The 16186-nt window shown below is 69.6% G+C and carries 16 protein-coding genes; 8 read left to right on the forward strand and 8 right to left on the reverse strand.

Annotated features, from left to right (window positions below):
* Positions 1 to 132: 132 nt before the first annotated feature.
* The 6 genes from yjfF to ACIBQX_RS12670 form a co-directional block, all read right to left on the reverse strand.
* The gene (gene yjfF / locus ACIBQX_RS12645) at positions 133 to 1119 is read right to left on the reverse strand and encodes a galactofuranose ABC transporter, permease protein YjfF (protein WP_397003608.1); all 987 of its coding nucleotides are present in this window, start codon (positions 1117 to 1119) and stop codon (positions 133 to 135) included.
* Positions 1116 to 2138: an ABC transporter permease gene (locus ACIBQX_RS12650; RefSeq protein ID WP_397003610.1), complete on the reverse strand. Its 1023-nt coding sequence runs from the start codon at positions 2136 to 2138 to the stop codon at positions 1116 to 1118. Before ACIBQX_RS12650 ends, yjfF begins: the two co-directional genes overlap by 4 nt.
* The gene (locus tag ACIBQX_RS12655; protein WP_397003612.1) at positions 2135 to 3646 is read right to left on the reverse strand and encodes a sugar ABC transporter ATP-binding protein; all 1512 of its coding nucleotides are present in this window, start codon (positions 3644 to 3646) and stop codon (positions 2135 to 2137) included. Before ACIBQX_RS12655 ends, ACIBQX_RS12650 begins: the two co-directional genes overlap by 4 nt.
* Before the next feature lie 64 nt (positions 3647 to 3710).
* Entirely contained in the window at positions 3711 to 4706 is a 996-nt protein-coding gene (locus ACIBQX_RS12660) for an ABC transporter substrate-binding protein (RefSeq protein ID WP_397003614.1), read from the reverse strand.
* A gap of 70 nt (positions 4707 to 4776) precedes the next feature.
* Positions 4777 to 5760 (reverse strand): LacI family DNA-binding transcriptional regulator, encoded by a 984-nt coding sequence (locus tag ACIBQX_RS12665; protein WP_397003877.1) that lies wholly within the window; start codon positions 5758 to 5760, stop codon positions 4777 to 4779.
* A 146-nt stretch (positions 5761 to 5906) separates the two neighbouring features.
* On the reverse strand, positions 5907 to 6881 hold the full coding sequence (locus ACIBQX_RS12670) for a LacI family DNA-binding transcriptional regulator (protein WP_397003616.1): 975 nt from the start codon (positions 6879 to 6881) through the stop codon (positions 5907 to 5909).
* Positions 6882 to 7035: 154 nt separating this feature from the next.
* Here ACIBQX_RS12670 and ACIBQX_RS12675 point away from each other — a divergent pair, with 154 nt between their 5' ends.
* From ACIBQX_RS12675 to ACIBQX_RS12690, 4 genes are read left to right on the forward strand one after another with little or no spacing between them, the layout of a single operon-like run.
* A complete protein-coding gene (locus ACIBQX_RS12675; RefSeq protein WP_397003618.1) occupies positions 7036 to 8292 on the forward strand; it encodes an ABC transporter substrate-binding protein in 1257 nt (418 codons plus the stop codon).
* On the forward strand, positions 8289 to 9173 hold the full coding sequence (locus ACIBQX_RS12680; RefSeq protein WP_397003620.1) for a carbohydrate ABC transporter permease: 885 nt from the start codon (positions 8289 to 8291) through the stop codon (positions 9171 to 9173). Before ACIBQX_RS12675 ends, ACIBQX_RS12680 begins: the two co-directional genes overlap by 4 nt.
* Positions 9170 to 9934, forward strand: coding sequence for a carbohydrate ABC transporter permease (locus ACIBQX_RS12685; protein ID WP_397003622.1), 765 nt, complete (start codon positions 9170 to 9172; stop codon positions 9932 to 9934). Before ACIBQX_RS12680 ends, ACIBQX_RS12685 begins: the two co-directional genes overlap by 4 nt.
* Complete coding sequence (locus ACIBQX_RS12690; RefSeq protein WP_397003624.1) at positions 9927 to 11969, forward strand: glycoside hydrolase family 127 protein; 2043 nt, start codon at positions 9927 to 9929, stop codon at positions 11967 to 11969. The genes ACIBQX_RS12685 and ACIBQX_RS12690 overlap by 8 nt, the downstream gene beginning before the upstream one ends.
* Before the next feature lie 12 nt (positions 11970 to 11981).
* Here ACIBQX_RS12690 and ACIBQX_RS12695 read toward each other — a convergent pair whose 3' ends face one another.
* Positions 11982 to 12650, reverse strand: a complete 669-nt coding sequence (locus tag ACIBQX_RS12695; protein ID WP_397003626.1) for a lytic polysaccharide monooxygenase — start codon at positions 12648 to 12650, stop codon at positions 11982 to 11984.
* 318 nt (positions 12651 to 12968) lie between these two features.
* On the opposite strand from ACIBQX_RS12695, the gene ACIBQX_RS12700 reads away from it, so the two are divergent.
* From ACIBQX_RS12700 to ACIBQX_RS12710, 3 genes are all read left to right on the forward strand, one after another.
* Positions 12969 to 13172 carry a DUF4236 domain-containing protein gene (locus ACIBQX_RS12700; protein WP_397003628.1) on the forward strand — a complete coding sequence of 68 codons (204 nt, stop codon included), beginning with the start codon at positions 12969 to 12971 and terminating at the stop codon, positions 13170 to 13172.
* A gap of 185 nt (positions 13173 to 13357) precedes the next feature.
* On the forward strand, positions 13358 to 14230 hold the full coding sequence (locus ACIBQX_RS12705) for an SPFH domain-containing protein (protein ID WP_397003629.1): 873 nt from the start codon (positions 13358 to 13360) through the stop codon (positions 14228 to 14230).
* Positions 14231 to 14368: 138 nt separating this feature from the next.
* A complete protein-coding gene (locus tag ACIBQX_RS12710; protein WP_397003631.1) occupies positions 14369 to 14563 on the forward strand; it encodes a DUF4236 domain-containing protein in 195 nt (64 codons plus the stop codon).
* Between the two features lie 75 nt (positions 14564 to 14638).
* Here the strand turns inward: ACIBQX_RS12710 and ACIBQX_RS12715 are convergent, their stop codons facing one another.
* On the reverse strand, positions 14639 to 15607 hold the full coding sequence (locus tag ACIBQX_RS12715; RefSeq protein ID WP_397003633.1) for a helix-turn-helix transcriptional regulator: 969 nt from the start codon (positions 15605 to 15607) through the stop codon (positions 14639 to 14641).
* A gap of 93 nt (positions 15608 to 15700) precedes the next feature.
* On the opposite strand from ACIBQX_RS12715, the gene ACIBQX_RS12720 reads away from it, so the two are divergent.
* The gene (locus tag ACIBQX_RS12720) at positions 15701 to 16174 is read left to right on the forward strand and encodes a VOC family protein (RefSeq protein ID WP_397003635.1); all 474 of its coding nucleotides are present in this window, start codon (positions 15701 to 15703) and stop codon (positions 16172 to 16174) included.
* The last annotated feature ends 12 nt before the right edge of the window (positions 16175 to 16186 follow it).

Below are 16186 nucleotides of genomic sequence, written 5' to 3' on the forward strand. Positions count from 1 at the left end.
GGATTGATCACAAACAGTGATAAATCAGAACAAAACTCGCGTACGTTCTCGCAGATTGTTATCGCTAACAACGGGGCTGTCAATGCCTGTCGGTCACCTCCATGAAACGTTCGGGTAACGTCCGGTCCCAGGTCAGCGGCGGGACCTGGCTGAGAACAGGCGCTGCAAAAGGATGAAGGCGAACAGCAGCATCCCGATGAAGATCTTCGTCCACCAGGGACTCAGCGTGCCCTGGTAGCTGATGATCGTCTGGATCAGGCCCAGCACCAGCACGCCCAGCACGGTGCCGAACAGGAACCCGGTGCCCCCCATCAGCATCGTGCCGCCGATCACGACCGCCGCGATGGCGTCCAGCTCCATGCCGACCGCGTGCAGGCCGTATCCCGAGAGCATGTAGAACGACAGCAGGACCCCGCCGAGCGCGGAGCAGAAGCCCGAGATCGTGTAGACCGTGATCTTCGTCCGGCCCACCGGCAGGCCCATCAGCACCGCCGACTGCTCGCTCCCGCCGGTGGCGTAGACCGCCCGGCCCAGGCGCGTGTAGTGCAGCACGTAGGCGGCGGCCAGCACCACGACCACGGCGATGACCACGCTCGGCGAGATCCACAGATCGGCGAACAGGTCGATCCTGGTCTGCGCGAACGCGGTGAACGTCGGGTCCTCGATCGGGATCGACTCCGTGCCGATCGTGTAGCACAGGCCCCGGGCCAGGAACATCCCGGCCAGCGTGGCGATGAACGGCTGGATGTCGAAGGCGTGGATCAGATAGCCCATGATCAGCCCCAGGGTGGAGCCGACGAGCAGCACGAGCGGGATCACGACGTACGCCGGCCAGCCCGGCCCGGCCATCAGACTGGCCGAGATCATCGTGGACAGCGCCACCACCGACCCCACCGACAGGTCGATCCCGCCGGTGAGGATCACGAACGTCATGCCGACGGCCACGACCAGCAGGAACCCGTTGTCGATGAAGACGTTGAGAATGACCTGCCCGCTGGCGAACCCTTCGTAGCGGATCCCGCCCACCACGAACATGGCCACGAACAGGCACGCGGTCACCAGGACCGGCACGTACTTGGCCGGGATGGTCCGGCCACCGCCCAGCGTCAGCGTCGTCATGCCGTCACCCGCGCCTTCTCCTCGGTCGCCGGCCCGGAGGGGGCGGGCGGCGCCGCCGTCCGGCGGCGATGGAACACCTTGTCGCGGAAGGCCTTGGACTGGATCAGGCAGACCACGGTCACCACGAGCGCCTTGAACAGCAACGTGGTCTCCGGCGGCACGCCGATCGAGTAGATCGTCGTGGTCAGCGTCTGGATGATGAGCGCGCCGAGCACCGTGCCGCCGAGCGAGAAGCGCCCGCCCGCCAGCGACGTGCCGCCGATCACCACGGCCAGGATCGCGTCCAGCTCGATCCAGAGCCCGGCGTTGTTGCCGTCGGCGCTGGAGACGTTCGAGCTGATCATCAGTCCGGCGATGCCCGCGCACAGCGCGGCGAACGCGTAGACCATGACGATGATCCCGCGCGCCCTGATGCCGGCCAGCCGGCTCGCCTCGGCGTTGCCCCCCACCGACTCGATGAGCAGCCCGAGCGCGAGCCGCCGGGTCAGGAACGCGGTGACCGCCAGCACCACCAGCACGATCAGGATGCCGAACGGCACCGTCAGCCAGTAGCCGCCGCCGATCAGCTTGTAGGCGGGGTCGTTGACGGTGATGATCTGCCCGTCGGTGATCAGCTGGGCCAGGCCGCGCCCGGCCACCATGAGGATCAGCGTGGCGATGATCGGCTGGATGCCGACGCCCGCCACCAGGAACCCGTTCCACGCGCCGAGCAGCACGCTCAGGCCGAGCGCGAGCACCACGGCGGTGAACACGCCCGCGTCCTGGCTGATCTGCAGGCAGGCCAGCGCCCCCGAGATGGCCACCACCGAGCCCACCGACAGGTCGATGCCGCCGGTCGCGATGACCAGCGTCATGCCGAGCGACACCAGGATCAGCGGGGCGCCGAACCGCAGGATGTCGATCAGGCTCCCGTACAGGTGCCCGTCGCGGACCTGGACGCTGAAGAAGCCGGGCGTGAACAGCACGTTGACCAGTAACAGCACGGCCAGGATCAGGACCGGCCAGAGCAGGCGTCTCATGAGGCTCGCCCTCCGCTCGCGATCGTCTCCATCAGCACGTCGGTGGTGAGCGCGTCGTCGTTGGGCAGCTCGGCGACGAGTCTGCGGTCGCGCAGCACGGCGACCTTGTGGCTGAGCCGCAGCACCTCCTCCAGCTCGGCGGAGATGAACAGCACCGCCACGCCACCGCCGGACAGCTCCGCCACCAGGCGCTGGATCTCCGCCTTGGCCCCCACGTCGATGCCCCGGGTGGGCTCGTCGAGGATGAGCAGCCTCGGCTCCAGGATGAGCCACCTGGCCAGCAGCACCTTCTGCTGGTTGCCACCGCTCAGGTCGCGCACCAGGTGCTCGGGGTTCGGCGGGCTGATCTTCAGCGCCTTGACGTACTTGCCGACCAGCTCGTCCTGCTGCTCGCGCGGCACCGGCCTGGTCCAGCCTCTGGTCGCCTGCAGGGCGAGGATGATGTTCTCGCGCACGGTGAGGTCCGGGACGAGCCCGTCGGCCTTGCGGTTCTCCGAGCAGAAGGCGATCTTGTGGGTCATCGCCGCCCGGGGCGTGCGCAGCGGCGTGGGCTCGCCGCCGATGGCCACCTGCCCGGTCCCGGCGTGGTCGGCGCCGAACAGCAACCGGGCGATCTCCGTACGGCCCGAACCCAGCAGCCCGGCCAGCCCCACGACCTCGCCCTCGTGGACGGTGAGCGTGAACGGCTCGATGGCGCCGGTGCGTCCCAGCTCGCGGGCCTCGACCAGCGGCCGGTCGAAGACCTTCGCCTCGCCGTGCAGCTTGTCCAGGGCTTCGAGCTCCTGGCCGATCATCTTGGCCACCAGCTCCACCTGGCCGAGCTCGCTGGTGAGGAACTCGCCCACCAGCCGCCCGTTGCGCAGGATCGTCATCCGGTCGGATATCGCGTAGACCTGGTCGAGGAAGTGCGACACGAACAGGATCGCGATGCCCTCGTCCTTGAGCCGTTTCATCACCCCGAAGAGGCGGTCGACCTCGTCGGCGTCCAGGCTGGATGTGGGCTCGTCCAGGATGAGCACCTGGGCGTCGACGTCCAGCGCGCGGGCGATGGCGACCATCTGCTGGATGGCCAGCGAGTAGGACGACAGCGGCGCGGAGACGTCGAGGTCGAGCTCCAGCCGGGCGAGCAGCTCCCTGGCCCTGGCTCGCATCCGTTTCCAGTCGATGCGCCCCAGACGGCGCGGCTCACGGCCGATGAGGATGTTCTCCGCCACCGACAGGTTCGTGCAGAGGTTGACCTCCTGGTAGACGGTGCTGATCCCGGCCTGCCGGGCCTCCAGCGGGCTGCCGAACGCCACGGACCGGCCGGCCAGCTCGATGTCTCCGGCGTCGGCCGGGTGGACGCCGGTCAGCACCTTGATCAGGGTCGACTTGCCCGCGCCGTTCTCGCCCATGAGCGCGTGCACCTCCCCGGGCAGCAGCCGCAGGTCCACGCCGTCCAGGGCGCGCACGCCCGGGAACTGTTTGCCGATTCCGCTCATCCGCAGGATCGGCGCGGGTGCGTCCATCCGGCGCCCCTTCCCTTCTGTCCGACCGGGCCGGCCGTCACGACCGGCCCGGTCCTCTCGCCGGTCAGTACTCGCGGGTGGGCAGCGCGGCCTTGGCCTGCTCCTGGGTGAACGTCGTCTCCTCTGTCACCACGCGGGCCGGGATGCTCTCGCCCTTGATGACCTTCTGGGCCAGGTCCATGAGCTGCGGGCCGAGCAGCGGCGAGCACTCCACGATGAAGTTGATCTTGCCGTCGGCCAGGGCCTGCATCCCGTCCTTGACCGCATCCACCGTGATGATCTTGATGTCCTTGCCGGGCACCTTGCCCGCGCCCTCGATCGCCTCGATCGCGCCCAGACCCATGTCGTCATTGTGCGCGTACAGCACGTCGATGTCCGGGGTGGACTTCAGGAACGCCTCCATGACCTCCTTGCCCTTGGCCCTGGTGAAGTCGCCGGTCTGCGAGGCCACGATCTTGAACTTGGGGTCGGCGGCGATGACCTCGGCGAAACCCGCCTTGCGGTCGTTGGCCGGCGCGGAGCCCGTCGTGCCCTGCAGCTCGACGATGTTGACGGTGTCCTTGGCGTCCTTGTACTCCTCGACCAGCCACTGGCCGGCCTTCTTGCCCTCTTCGACGAAGTCGGAGCCGAGGAAGGTCTTGTAGAGGGTGGTGTCCTTGGAGTCCACCGCCCGGTCGGTGAGGATGACCGGGATCTTCGCGTTCTGGGCCTCCTTGAGCACGGTGTCCCAGCCGGACTCCACCACCGGCGAGAAGGCGATGATGTCCACCTTCTGCTGGACGAAGGAGCGGATCGCCTTGATCTGGTTCTCCTGCTTCTGCTGGGCGTCGGAGAAGCGCAGCGTGATCCCGCTCTTCTCGGCCGCGCTCTGCACGGACTTGGTGTTCGCGGTCCGCCAGCCGCTCTCCGCGCCGACCTGGGAGAAGCCCATGACGATGGTGTCATCGCCGCCGCCTCCGCCGCTTTCGGTACCGCCGCCGCTGCTGCTACTGGTGCCGCATCCGGTCAGCGCCACCGCCGTCAGCCCGGCGATCACCAACGCCGAGATCCTCTTCATCATGTGGGGGGTGTCCTTTCTTCAATGTGAGCGTTAACAAGCGACCGGGCGGAAACCGCCTCGCCGTGCCCTGCTAGCGCCTGGCCGTACTGACTCGTGGGACGAACATGGGAGGGACCACGAGCCGCTCGGGCTCCCGGGGCCCGTCTCCCTCGATCTGCCGCAGCAGCACCCCGATGCTGTGCCGGCCGACCGCGCCGAAGTCCTGCCGGACGGTGGTGAGCGGGGGCGAGAAGAACTCCGACTCGGGGATGTCGTCGAAGCCGACGACGCTCACCTGCTCGGGCACCTTCACCCCCTGCTCGGCGAAGGCGCGCAGCACGCCCAGCGCCATCTGGTCGTTGGCCACGAAGACCGCCGTGACGTCCGCCATGCTCGCCAGACTGCGCCCGGCCTCGTAGCCCGAGCGCGGGCTCCAGTCTCCGGCCAGCGGCTCCGGCGCCCGGCGGCCCGCCCGCGCCAGCGCGGCCCGCCAGCCGGCCACCCGACCCCCGGCCTCCAGCCAGTCGGCGGGGCCGCGGACGTGCCACACGGTCTCGTGTCCCAGGGAGAGCAGGTGCTCGGTGGCGAGCCTGCCCCCCTCGACCTGGTCCACGCAGACCACCGCCACGTCGCCGGCCTGGCCGCCCTCGACCGCGACCGCCGGGACGTCGACCGCCAGATCGGCCAGCGCCTGGGCCGCCGAGCGCTGCGGCGCGACCACCACGATGCCGTCGACGCCCTGGTCCGCCAGGTAGTCGAGGGCGTCACGGACGCCGGCCCTGTCGATGGAGGTGAGGCTGACGATGCTGATGAAGTAGCCGGCCGCCCTGGCCGCCTGCTCGATGCCGTACACCGTGCTGGCGGGGCCGTACAGGGTGGTGTCGAAGCTGACCACGCCGAGGGTCCTGGAGTGCCTGGTGACCAGGGCGCGAGCGACGAGGTTGCGGCGGTAGCCGAGCTTGCCGATCGCTGCCAGCACCCGGGCGCGGGTTGCGCCGCGCACGTTGGGGTGGTCGTTGAGCACGCGGGAGACCGTCTGGTGAGACACTCCGGCCTCCTTCGCCACGTCCGCCATGACCGGCTGACGCTGCTTCTGGATGGCTGTCACCGCCGCCCCTTTCCGCGCTTGGGACGACTGTGAACGTTAACAAAGGGTCCCGTCAAGGGGCGCTCCGATTACGGTCGCGTTACGCGACGGCCCTTCGCGGCGGTCCTCCCCTGTCACATCGTCGCGGTGGAGTCCCGGATCACCAGGCGGCAGGTCATCCGGTGCACGCCCGGCGTGGCCTTGCCGCCCATCGCCGCGAACAGGTGCTGGGCGGCCGTCCTGCCGAGCCGCTCCAGGTCGGGGTCCACGGTGGTGAGCGGCGGGCGGGTCTCGGCGGCCAGCACCTCCCAGTTGTCGTAGCCGACCACCGCGAGGTCGTCGGGCACCCGCCTGCCCAGCTCACGGGCCGCCTCCACGAACCCGGCGGCGATCTGGTCGCTGCCGCAGAACACCGCGTCCAGCTCGGGCTCGGCACGCAGCAGCATCTCCGCCGCGTGCCGGCCCCACCGCTGGGACCAGGTGCCCCACAGCGTCTGCCCGGTCTGCGGCACGCCCGCCTCGGCCAGCGCCTCCGCCAGCCCTTCGGCCCGGTCGCGGGCGGCCTTGTAGTCGACCGGCCCGGTGACGTGCGCGATCCTGCGCCGGCCCAGCGCGAGCAGGTGCCGCACGGCCAGCATCGCGCCGCCCACGTCGTCGGGCACGAACGAGACGTCCGACGGGTCGTCGGAGGGCCCGTAGGCGTACACCACCGGCACCGGCAGGTCCTTGCTCAGCGACGGCCGCGGATCGGTCGACTCCCCCACGACGATCAGCCCGTCCACCCGCCGCGACAGCAGCGCGCGCAGGTGATGCTGCTCCCTGATCGCGTCACCGCGGGCGTCGCAGAGCAGCACCGCCATCTCGCCCGCGCCGAACGCGTCCTCCGCGCCGAGCAGCACCGGGATGCCGAACCGGCCGGCGCTGTCGGAGGTGAGCAGCCCGACCGTGCGCGTCTGCCCCGACAGCAGCCCCCTGGCCAGCGCATTGGGCTGGAAGGCGAGCTGCTCGGCGGCGGCCAGCACCCGCTGCCGGGTCGAGTCGCGTACGTCCTGCCGCCCGTTGAGCGCCTTGGACGCCGTGGCGATCGACACCCCCGCCAGGGATGCCACGTCTCTGATGGTCGCCCGTTTGTCCACCACTATCGAAACCCTTTTCGGTCACCTGAAGGCCAGAGCAAACCCTAACAGCCATTGACATGCCCGCAGGTTTCTCTTACGTTTCCGAAAACCTTTTAGTCCACACGGGGGACCGAAGGAGTCAACCATGAGACCACGGCTCGCCGGGATGGCCATCGTCACCCTGTTAGCGCTAACAACAGCCTGTGGAGGTAGCGGGGCGCAGCAACCCGCCGACGGGCCCGTCACGATCACCATGTGGACCAGAGCCGCCACGCAGGCGCAGAGCGAACGGCTGGTCAAGGCCTACAACAGCGGTCACAAGAATCAGGTGAAGCTGACCGTCATCCCAACGGACAACTACCAGCCGCGCATCGCGGCCGCCGCGGGTGCCAAGCAACTGCCCGACCTGTTCGCCTCGGACGTCATCTTCGTCCCCAACTACACCTCCCAGGGCCTGTTCCTGGACATCACCGACCGGATCGCCGCGCTGCCGTACAAGGACAAGCTCGCGCCCTCGCACATGCGGCTGGGCACGATGGACGGCCGGCAGTACACGCTGCCGCACACGCTCGACCTGTCCGTCTGGTTCTGGAACAAGGATCTCTACGCCAAGGCCGGGCTGGACCCCGAGCAGGGGCCCAAGACGCTCAAGGAGTTCGCCGAGCACGCCACCACGATCGACGAGAAACTCGGCGAGGACGGCAAGGTGCACGGCACCTTCTTCGGCGGCAACTGCGGCGGCTGCTACGTCTTCACCTTCTGGCCGTCCGTCTGGGCCGCCGGCGGCCAGGTCATGAACCCCGAGGGCACCGCCTCGCTGAACGACCAGCGGGCGATGACGGACGTGTTCGCGATCTGGCGCGACCTCTACGACAAGGGCGTCACCGGCCCGACCGCCAAGGAGGAGCAGGGGCCCACCTGGGCCGGCTTCTTCCCCAAGGGCGAGATCGGCGTCATGCCGATGCCGTCGACCACGCTCGGCCTGATGCCCGCCGACATGAAGATCGGCGTCGCGCCCATCTCCGGCCCCGACGGCGGCGAGTCCACCTTCGTCGGCGGCGACTCGATCGGGGTCTCCTCCACCACCCAGCACGCGGACGCCGCCTGGGAGTTCCTGTCCTGGACCGTCTCCGACGAGGCTCAGGTGGAGGTCATGGCCAAGAACAAGGACGTGCTCGCCCGTACGGACCTGTCCAGCAACAAGTACTCCGCCGAGGACCCCCGCGTGGTGCTGATGAACTCGCTGGTGGCCAAGGGCGAGACGCCGTACGCGCTGCGCTTCGGCCAGACCTTCAACGACCCGCAGGGACCGTGGCTGCGGCTGGCCCGTGAGGCGGTGTTCGGTGACGCCGCGAAGGTCACCCAGCTCAACGCCGAGGTCACGAAGTCCTTGACGCAATGACCGTCTCCTTCCGGCCCACCTCCCTCCGGCACAGCAGGAAAGCCCAGGGCTGGCTCTACGCCGCGCCCACCGCGGTGATCGTCGGCGTGCTGTTCGTCGCGCCGCTGGTGCTGGTGGTCTGGATGTCGCTGAACCGCTGGCCCCTGCTGGGGCCGGCGACCTTCAACGCCCCGGACAACTACACCAAGATCGCCGGGAACCCGCTCTTCGTCGACTCGGTGCTCTTCACGCTCAAGTACACCGCGATCACCACCGTCCTGCTGTCGGCGGTCGCGCTCGGCCTGGCCCTGCTCGTGCAGGAGCGCAGGCCGGGCGTCGGCTTCTTCCGCACCGCGTTCTTCCTGCCGGGCGCGGTCGGCTTCGCCGCCGCCGCGCTGCTCTTCTACGGCATGCTGAACGCCGACTTCGGCCCCATCGACCCGATCCTGCGGACGCTGGGGCTCATCGACGAGCCGGTGAAGTGGATCGGCACGCCGAACATGGCGCTGTTCTCCACGATCACGCTGGTGCTGTGGCGCTTCGCCGGGTTCAACATGCTCATCCTGCTGACCGGCCTGCAGGCGATCCCGGTCGAGGTGTACGAGGCGGCCAGGAGCGACGGGGCGAACCGGTGGCAGATCTTCACCAGGATCACCCTGCCGCTGCTGCGCCCGACGCTGGCCCTGATGCTCATCCTCAGCGTCACCGGCTCCCTGCTCGCCTTCGACCAGTTCTTCATCTTCACCAACGGCGGCCCGGACAACAGCACGGTGTCCATGGTCATGGTCGTCTACCGGGACGCCTTCTTCCGCTTCGACCTCGGCGGCGCCGCGGCCCTGTCGGTCGTGCTGCTGGCCGGCCTGGTCGGGCTCAACACCCTCATGATGCGGAGACTGCGATGAGGAGGTACACCACGCTTTCGGCGCTGGCCGTGCTGTTCCTGTTCCCGCTGCTGTGGAGCGGTTACGCCTCGCTGGAGAAACCGTCGAACTATCTCAAGATGGCCGCCTACGGCGAGGGGATCGGCACCTACGCGACCAACAGCGTGCTGGTCTCGGTGATGACCGTCGGCGGCACGCTCCTGGTGTCGGCGCTCGGCGGCTACGCCTTCGCCCGCTTCGACTTCCCCGGCAAGAACCTGCTGTTTCTGGCCACGCTGGCGATCCTCATGGTGCCGTACGCGACCATCCTCATCCCGCTGTACGTGCTGCTCGGCTATCTCGGGCTGCAGAACTCGCTGGTGGGGCTGTCGCTGGTGTTCGTGATGTTCCAGCTCCCGTTCGCGCTGTTCATGATGCGCAACGCGTTCGAGTCCGTCCCGCGCGAGCTGGAGGAGGCGGCGCTGGTGGACGGCTGCGGCACGTTCCGGGCGTTCTCCCGGATCCTGCTCCACGCCGTTCGCCCCGCGCTGATCACGGTCGGCCTGTTCGCCTTCCTCGCCTCCTGGAACGACTTCTTCGCGCCGCTCATCCTGCTCAACGACGGCGCGTCGTTCACCCTGCCGGTGGCCGTGGTCAGCATGACGTCGGGCACGTTCGGCACCGTCGACTACGGCATGCTCCAGGCCGGCGTCATGGTCATGGCCATCCCCTGTCTCGTCCTCTTCATCGTGCTGCAGCGCCACTATGTGCGCGGATTCATGTCAGGAGCTCTGCGTGGCTAACCCCGTCCTGCCCTCCTCGGGCGCGCTGTCCCCGCTCGGCCTCGACGCGGTACGCCTGTCGCCCGGATTCTGGGGCGACCGCGTCGCGCTCAACCGCGAGGTCACCATCGCCCACTGCCAGGAATGGATGGAACGCGAAGGCTGGATCGGCAACTTCCGGGGCGAGCGCCCGCGCCGGGGCCGCGAGTTCAGCGATTCGGAGATCTACAAGCTGCTGGAGGCGATGGCCTGGGCCGGCCACCCCGAGCTGCCGGCGCTGGCCGAGACGGTGGCCAGGGCGCAGGAGGGCGACGGCTACCTCAACACCCGCTGGAGCGGCAGCCGCTACACCGACCTGGAGTGGGGCCACGAGCTCTACTGCTACGGCCACCTCATCCAGGCGGGCGTGGCCCGGCTCCGCACCCACGGCCCCGACCAGCTGACCGAGGTGGCCGTGCGGGCGGCCGACCACGTCTGCCGCCGCTTCATGACCGGCGCCCAGACGTGCGGGCACCCCGAGATCGAGATGGCGCTGGTGGAGCTCTACCGGGCCACCGGCGCCGAACGCTACCTGGAGATGGCCCGCCGCTTCGTCGAGCGCCGCGGCCTGCCCGCCCTCGGCGAGATCCACCTCGGGCGCGCGTACTTCCAGGACGACGTCCCCGTCCGGCGGGCGCCGGTCTTGCGCGGGCACGCCGTACGCGCCCTCTACCTGGCGTGCGGCGCGGTGGACGTGGCCGTGGAGACCGGCGACGAGGAGCTGCTGAAGTCGGTCGAGACGCAGTGGGAGCGGACCGTCGCCCGGCGCACCCACCTGACCGGCGGGATGGGCTCACGCCACGCCGACGAGGCGTACGGCGACGACTTCGAGCTGCCGCCGGACCGGGCCTACGCCGAGACGTGCGCGGGCATCGCCTCCGTCATGCTGTCGCACCGGCTGCTCCTGGCCACCGGCGACGCCCGTTACGCCGACCTGGCCGAGCGGACCCTGTACAACGTGCTGGCCACCTCGGTGGCGCTGGACGGCCGCTCCTTCTTCTACGCCAACCCACTGGCCGTACGGGTGCCCGCCGAGCCGCTCGCAGGGGTCGCCAGCCACGCGGCGGGGGGCGGGCTGCGCTCGCCGTGGTTCGACGTGTCGTGCTGCCCGAACAACATCGCCCGCACCCTCGCCTCGCTGGCCGCCTACGTGGCCACCGGCTCGGCCGGCGGGGTCCAGATCCACCAGTACACGCCGGGCGAGATCCGGCACGGCGACCTGGCCCTGCGGGTGGAGACCGGGTACCCGTGGACGGGCGGGGTGCGGGTGCGGGTCCTGGAGGGCGGCAGCGCGCGCATCTCCCTGCGCGTCCCCGCCTGGGCGGCGGGCGCCACCCTCTGGTCCGGCACGCCGGCCGTCACCGGCGACGGCGGAGACCTCGGAGGACGTGGCGGGATCGACGGTTCGGACGCCGGGCGGGACGGCGGCTCGGAGGCCGGGCGGCGTGACGGCGGTTCGGAGGGCGTGCGGCTGGTCGAGCCCGGTTATGTCGTGGTCGAGCGGGACTGGCGGGCGGGTGACGAGCTGCGGCTGGAGTTGCCGATGACGGCGCGGTGGACGTATCCGGACCGGCGGATCGACGCGCTTCGCGGGTGCGCGGCCGTGGAGCGTGGGCCGCTCGTCTACTGCGCGGAGTCCGTCGGCGACGAGCCTCCTCTCGCCGAGATGGCCGTCGTGCCCGCGTCACCGCCCGCCGAGGTGACCGTCGTGCCGACGTCATCGCCCGGCGACGCCGCCGTCGTACCGGCGTCGCCGCTCGCCGAGGGCCTGGCGGAGGGGGCGGTGGAGCTGGAGGTCGAGGGGGTCGCCGGGTCGCCGGACTCGGGCGCGTGGCCGTACGGCTCGGAGCGGGACGGCGAGCCGTACCGGCAGCGGGCCGCGAGCGAGGCCGGGACGGCGCTGCGGCTGATCCCCTACCACCGCTGGGGCAACCGCGGCCCCGCCACCATGCGCGTCTGGCTGCCCGTCGCCGACCGGGACGGCCCCGCCGGGGATGGGCGGGGCCGGGCTCGCTGACGGCGCCGGTCGTCAGGTGAAGTTGACGTCGCTGCAGATGTAGTAGGCCTGGTCCATGTGCGAGGCCTGCCAGATGGTGAACACCACGTGCCGTCCGCTGCGTCCCGGCGCGCTCACGTCGATGTTGATGTTCTGGCTGGGGGCGTACCTGCCGGTCTGGCGGACCAGTTCCAGGCTGCCCCAGGTCAACGGCTGCGTGGCGGCGTTGAAACCCTGGCGGGTGACGTAGATCCGGAAGTAGTCGGCACCGTGGCTGGCCTGGTCGTACAGGTGCGCGGTGAAGTTGGTGCCGATGTTGGTCATCTGCCACGCGCCGACGGCGTCCAGGGAGCGGTAGCGCCCGCCCTCGGTCCGGCCGCCGCTGCAGAGTTGCCCGTCGGGGACCGCGGCCTGGTGGTTGCCGCCGACGTTGTTGCGGTACAGGCCGTTCCAGTTCCACATGGCGTTCGGGTTGTCCTGCCATGCCTGCCAGCACATGGGGTCCTGCTGCTGCATGTTCGGGTTGAGGTGGTCGTCGCCCCAGCGGTCCCAGCAGCTGTAGTTGCGGGAGGCGGGGTTGATGATCGACCCGTGGGCGGAAGCGGACTCCGCCCACGGGAGCAGGCAGAGCATGGCCGTGGCCACGATGGTCAGGACACGCAGTGCTCGGCGGGTGGCACCGGCGGGCTCGTGATGTCGCATTGTGCGGTCTCCGTCTTTCCGGCTTGGGGGGTTCCGGGTTTGGGAGCGCTCCCAACCACCGCCTCTGGCGAGTGGTCTGACCGCTACCTTCACCGGAGGCAACACTCACCGTCAACCGAACGCGTCGGAGAGTCCGGGCGAAAAGATCTGGCGTGATCTCCCAGAGTCGCCACCGACCAGGTCAGACACGGCCACGAAACCGAGCCGCGTGTCATGAAATTTCGTGAAAACAACGGAAAGGCCGCCGACCCAGCCCAGGGAACCTCCCCCGCCCTCCGGTCGTTCACCCAGTAGACGATCTGGAGCCGAAGGAGGACCATGGGCTGGCACTACAGGAAGTCGATCAAGGTGGGCCCGTTCCGCGTCAACCTGTCGCGGCACGGTGTCAGCCACAGCTTCGGCAACCGCCGCTTTCACGTCACGACAGCACCCGACGGCCGCCGCCACGTGACGGTACGCCTTCCGGGCGGCTTCCAGGTGGGCAAGTCCTTCGGCAAGCGCCGCCGCTACCGGCATTACTGAGGGTCCACACCCTTCAGGCCGGTCTTGGGGGACTCACGGCACGCGGAGGTCGCGGCCTGGCTGGGAACGCGGCTCGCCGCGTCGCTGCGGGTCATGGCCGCCGGGCTACTGGCTGGTTTCTGGGCGAACTCCATGTTCGTTCCTTGTTCTGCCATAGCGTGATCGGTGACGCCGAAAGGATCTCCATGAAACGTACGACCGCCGGCATGTCCCTCGCCGCCGTGCTGCTGACCGGTTGCTCGATCACCATCCCGGAGCCGGACCAGAAGGGCATCGTGTACGACGCCGGCCTGTTCTCGGACACCACATTCCAGAACTGCGTCAACCCGGGGGTGCGCGACGTCTCCGGCCCGGGCGACCAGGGGTTCGTGTATCCGGCCGGGCAGCGGACCTTCGAGTTCGCCGCCGACCCGAACGACCCCGACGGGGCCAAGACCAAGCCCGGGGCCGAGTCCGGACCGCTGAGCATGTGGACCAAGGACCCGCTGGAGATGCGGGTCTCGGGCGTGGTCACGTTCTCGCTCACCAGCGACTGCAAGACGTTACAACGTTTCCACGAGCAGATCGGGCTGAAGTACGAGGCCTACACCGACGAGGGGTGGACCCGGCTGCTCAGCGTGTACGTGAGCCAGCCGCTCGACCGGGCCCTGGACGCGGCCAGCAAGGAGTTCGCCTGGCGCGACCTCACCTACGTCGACCCGCAGGCCAAGCAGCAATGGGAGACGAAGGTCGCCGAGTTCATGACCCAGTTCCTGCGCGAGCAGGGCGGCGCCGCCTACTTCGAGAAGTTCTCCGTCACCCTCCAGCAGCCGCAGCCCCCGATCAAGGTGCGCGAGGCGATGGCCGCGGTGCAGCAGGCCGAGGAGGAGAACACGGCTCAGAAGGCGAAGAACGAGAAGGCCCGTACGGAACTGGAGGCGATCAAGGCGCTCAAGGACGTGCTCGGCGCGCAGGGCGCGGTGATGTGGCAGGCGATCAAGGACGGCCGGATCCAGGTCATCGTCTCCGACAGCGGCAACATCAACATCACCCCCGGCAACAAGGGCAACGGGAACTGACCTTGCAGAGGCTTCCAGGGGGCAAGTCTTTCGGCGAACGCCGCTCATTGTCGGCCCGCTGAGTCCTTCGAAAAGGTCAATAAAGGGCATAGATCTGGGTAGTCGTTGTTCCTCGCGATCTCTTGGAGGAATGCGACCATGGGCTGGAGCTACCGAAAGTCAATCAAAAAGGGGCCGTTCCGGCTGAACCTGTCCCGCCGCGGCGTGGGACACAGCTGGGGCAACCGGCTGTTCCGCATCACGCACGGGCCGGACGGCCGGCGCACGCTGTCGGTCAACCTGCCGGGCGGCTTCCACTGGCGCAAACACCTCAGCAGCCGCTCACGGGGCTGAGCCTTCTTTCCCAGGCCGGGGACACCTCCTCCGAGGTGTCCCCACCGGCTTTCGTGCGTCTCCCCGCCGCCCTGGTCAGCGAGCGTCCGGCGACGTGGCGCGGACGAGGCGGGCGGCGAGGGAGCGCAGGTGCTCGACGAGTTCGGGCGGCTCGCGTACCTCGAACTCGCAGCCGAGCCCGGTCAGCCGCAGCGCGAGCCACTCCAGGGTGTCGCCGTGGCAGCGCAGCAGGCACGTGCGCTCGTCGAGCTCCGACAGCTCGCCCACGTCCGCGCCGATGCGGCGGGACAGCTCCGCCATCGGCGCGTGCAGGGTGACGACGGCGGTATAGGTGGGCAGCAGCGAGTAGAGCTTGGCGGCGACGTACTCCCCCGCGTCCTCGGCGGGCAGGTCGCGTGGCGTGCTGCGGCCGCCCGTGGGCGTGACCTGCCTGATCCGGTCGATGCGGAAGATCCGCCAGTCGTCGCGGTCGCGGTCGTGGCCGAGCAGGTACCACCGCCGCCCGGCGGAGACGAGGCGGTGGGGATCGACGTGGCGGGCGCTGCCGGTCCCGTCCCCCGTCCGATAGCCGAACCGCACCCGCTCCCGGTTGGCGATCGCACCGGCCAGCGCCGTCAGCACCTCGGGGTCCACGTCGGCCCCCGTCGAACCGGGCAGCGATACGGTCGCGCCACCCAGCGAGCTCACCCGATACCGCAGCCGCGCGGGCAGCACCCGCTCCAGCTTGGCCAGCGCCCGCACCGACGCCTCCTCGATCCCCCGCACCGGATTGCGCGCCGCCGTGGCCAGCCCGACCGTGATGGCCACGGCCTCCTCGTCGTCCAGCAGCAGCGGCGGCATGGCGGTGCCCGCGACCAGGCGATACCCGCCGTCGGCCCCCCGCGTCGCCTCCACCGGATATCCCAGCTCGCGCAGCCGCTCGACGTCGCGCCGGACCGTACGCCGGCTGATCCCCAGCCGCTCGGCCAGCTCCCCGCCGGGCCACTCGCGCGAGGTCTGCAGCAACGACAGCAGGTTGAGCAAGCGGGACGAGGTGTCGGCCATGACGCCAAGAATGCCGTACCAATAGGCCAGAAACTGACCTATACCGCCTCTACGGTCGAGACCAGCAACACACCACCGACACAGGAGGCAGTCATGATTCCCGAGGGCTACACCACCGTCACTCCGTGGCTCATCTCCCCGGACACCGCCCGGCTCATCGACTACGTCAGGGCGGCCTTCGGGGCCGAGGAGCTCTTCCGCCTCGCCGGCGAGAGCGGCGCCATCGAACACGCGGAGGTCCGCATCGGGAACGCGATCGTGATGATGTTCGACTCGCCTCCGGAGTGGCCGCCGACGCCCGGCTTCCTGCGCCTGTACGTGGACGACGCCGACGCCGTGCACCAGCAGGCCGTCGCGGCCGGCGGCACCTCGGTCACCGAGGTCACCCACCTGTACTTCGGCGACCGCGCCGGCCGGGTCCGCGACCCGCTGGGCAACCTGTGGTGGATCCATACGAGGATCGAGGACGTGAGCGCGGAGGAGCTGGAGCGCCGCCTCACCGACCCGGTCTTCACCAAGGCGATGGAGTACGTCCAGAGCGCCGAGTTCTTCCCTGCCCGCGCCTGAGCTCGCAGGCGC

The sequence above is a fragment of the Nonomuraea sp. NPDC049714 genome (assembly GCF_044465295.1).
Taxonomy (GTDB): domain Bacteria; phylum Actinomycetota; class Actinomycetes; order Streptosporangiales; family Streptosporangiaceae; genus Nonomuraea.

Coding starts and splice junctions, on each gene's coding strand:
- yjfF (WP_397003608.1), bottom strand. CDS start 1,119: ATGACGACGCTGACGCTGGGCGGTGGCCGGACCATCCCGGCCAAGTAC.
- ACIBQX_RS12655 (WP_397003612.1), bottom strand. CDS start 3,646: ATGGACGCACCCGCGCCGATCCTGCGGATGAGCGGAATCGGCAAACAG.
- ACIBQX_RS12715 (WP_397003633.1), bottom strand. CDS start 15,607: ATGGCCGACACCTCGTCCCGCTTGCTCAACCTGCTGTCGTTGCTGCAG.
- ACIBQX_RS12660 (WP_397003614.1), bottom strand. CDS start 4,706: ATGATGAAGAGGATCTCGGCGTTGGTGATCGCCGGGCTGACGGCGGTG.
- ACIBQX_RS12680 (WP_397003620.1), top strand. CDS start 8,289: ATGACCGTCTCCTTCCGGCCCACCTCCCTCCGGCACAGCAGGAAAGCC.
- ACIBQX_RS12665 (WP_397003877.1), bottom strand. CDS start 5,760: ATGGCGGACGTGGCGAAGGAGGCCGGAGTGTCTCACCAGACGGTCTCC.
- ACIBQX_RS12720 (WP_397003635.1), top strand. CDS start 15,701: ATGATTCCCGAGGGCTACACCACCGTCACTCCGTGGCTCATCTCCCCG.
- ACIBQX_RS12700 (WP_397003628.1), top strand. CDS start 12,969: ATGGGCTGGCACTACAGGAAGTCGATCAAGGTGGGCCCGTTCCGCGTC.
- ACIBQX_RS12705 (WP_397003629.1), top strand. CDS start 13,358: ATGAAACGTACGACCGCCGGCATGTCCCTCGCCGCCGTGCTGCTGACC.
- ACIBQX_RS12650 (WP_397003610.1), bottom strand. CDS start 2,138: ATGAGACGCCTGCTCTGGCCGGTCCTGATCCTGGCCGTGCTGTTACTG.
- ACIBQX_RS12710 (WP_397003631.1), top strand. CDS start 14,369: ATGGGCTGGAGCTACCGAAAGTCAATCAAAAAGGGGCCGTTCCGGCTG.
- ACIBQX_RS12695 (WP_397003626.1), bottom strand. CDS start 12,650: ATGCGACATCACGAGCCCGCCGGTGCCACCCGCCGAGCACTGCGTGTC.
- ACIBQX_RS12685 (WP_397003622.1), top strand. CDS start 9,170: ATGAGGAGGTACACCACGCTTTCGGCGCTGGCCGTGCTGTTCCTGTTC.
- ACIBQX_RS12675 (WP_397003618.1), top strand. CDS start 7,036: ATGAGACCACGGCTCGCCGGGATGGCCATCGTCACCCTGTTAGCGCTA.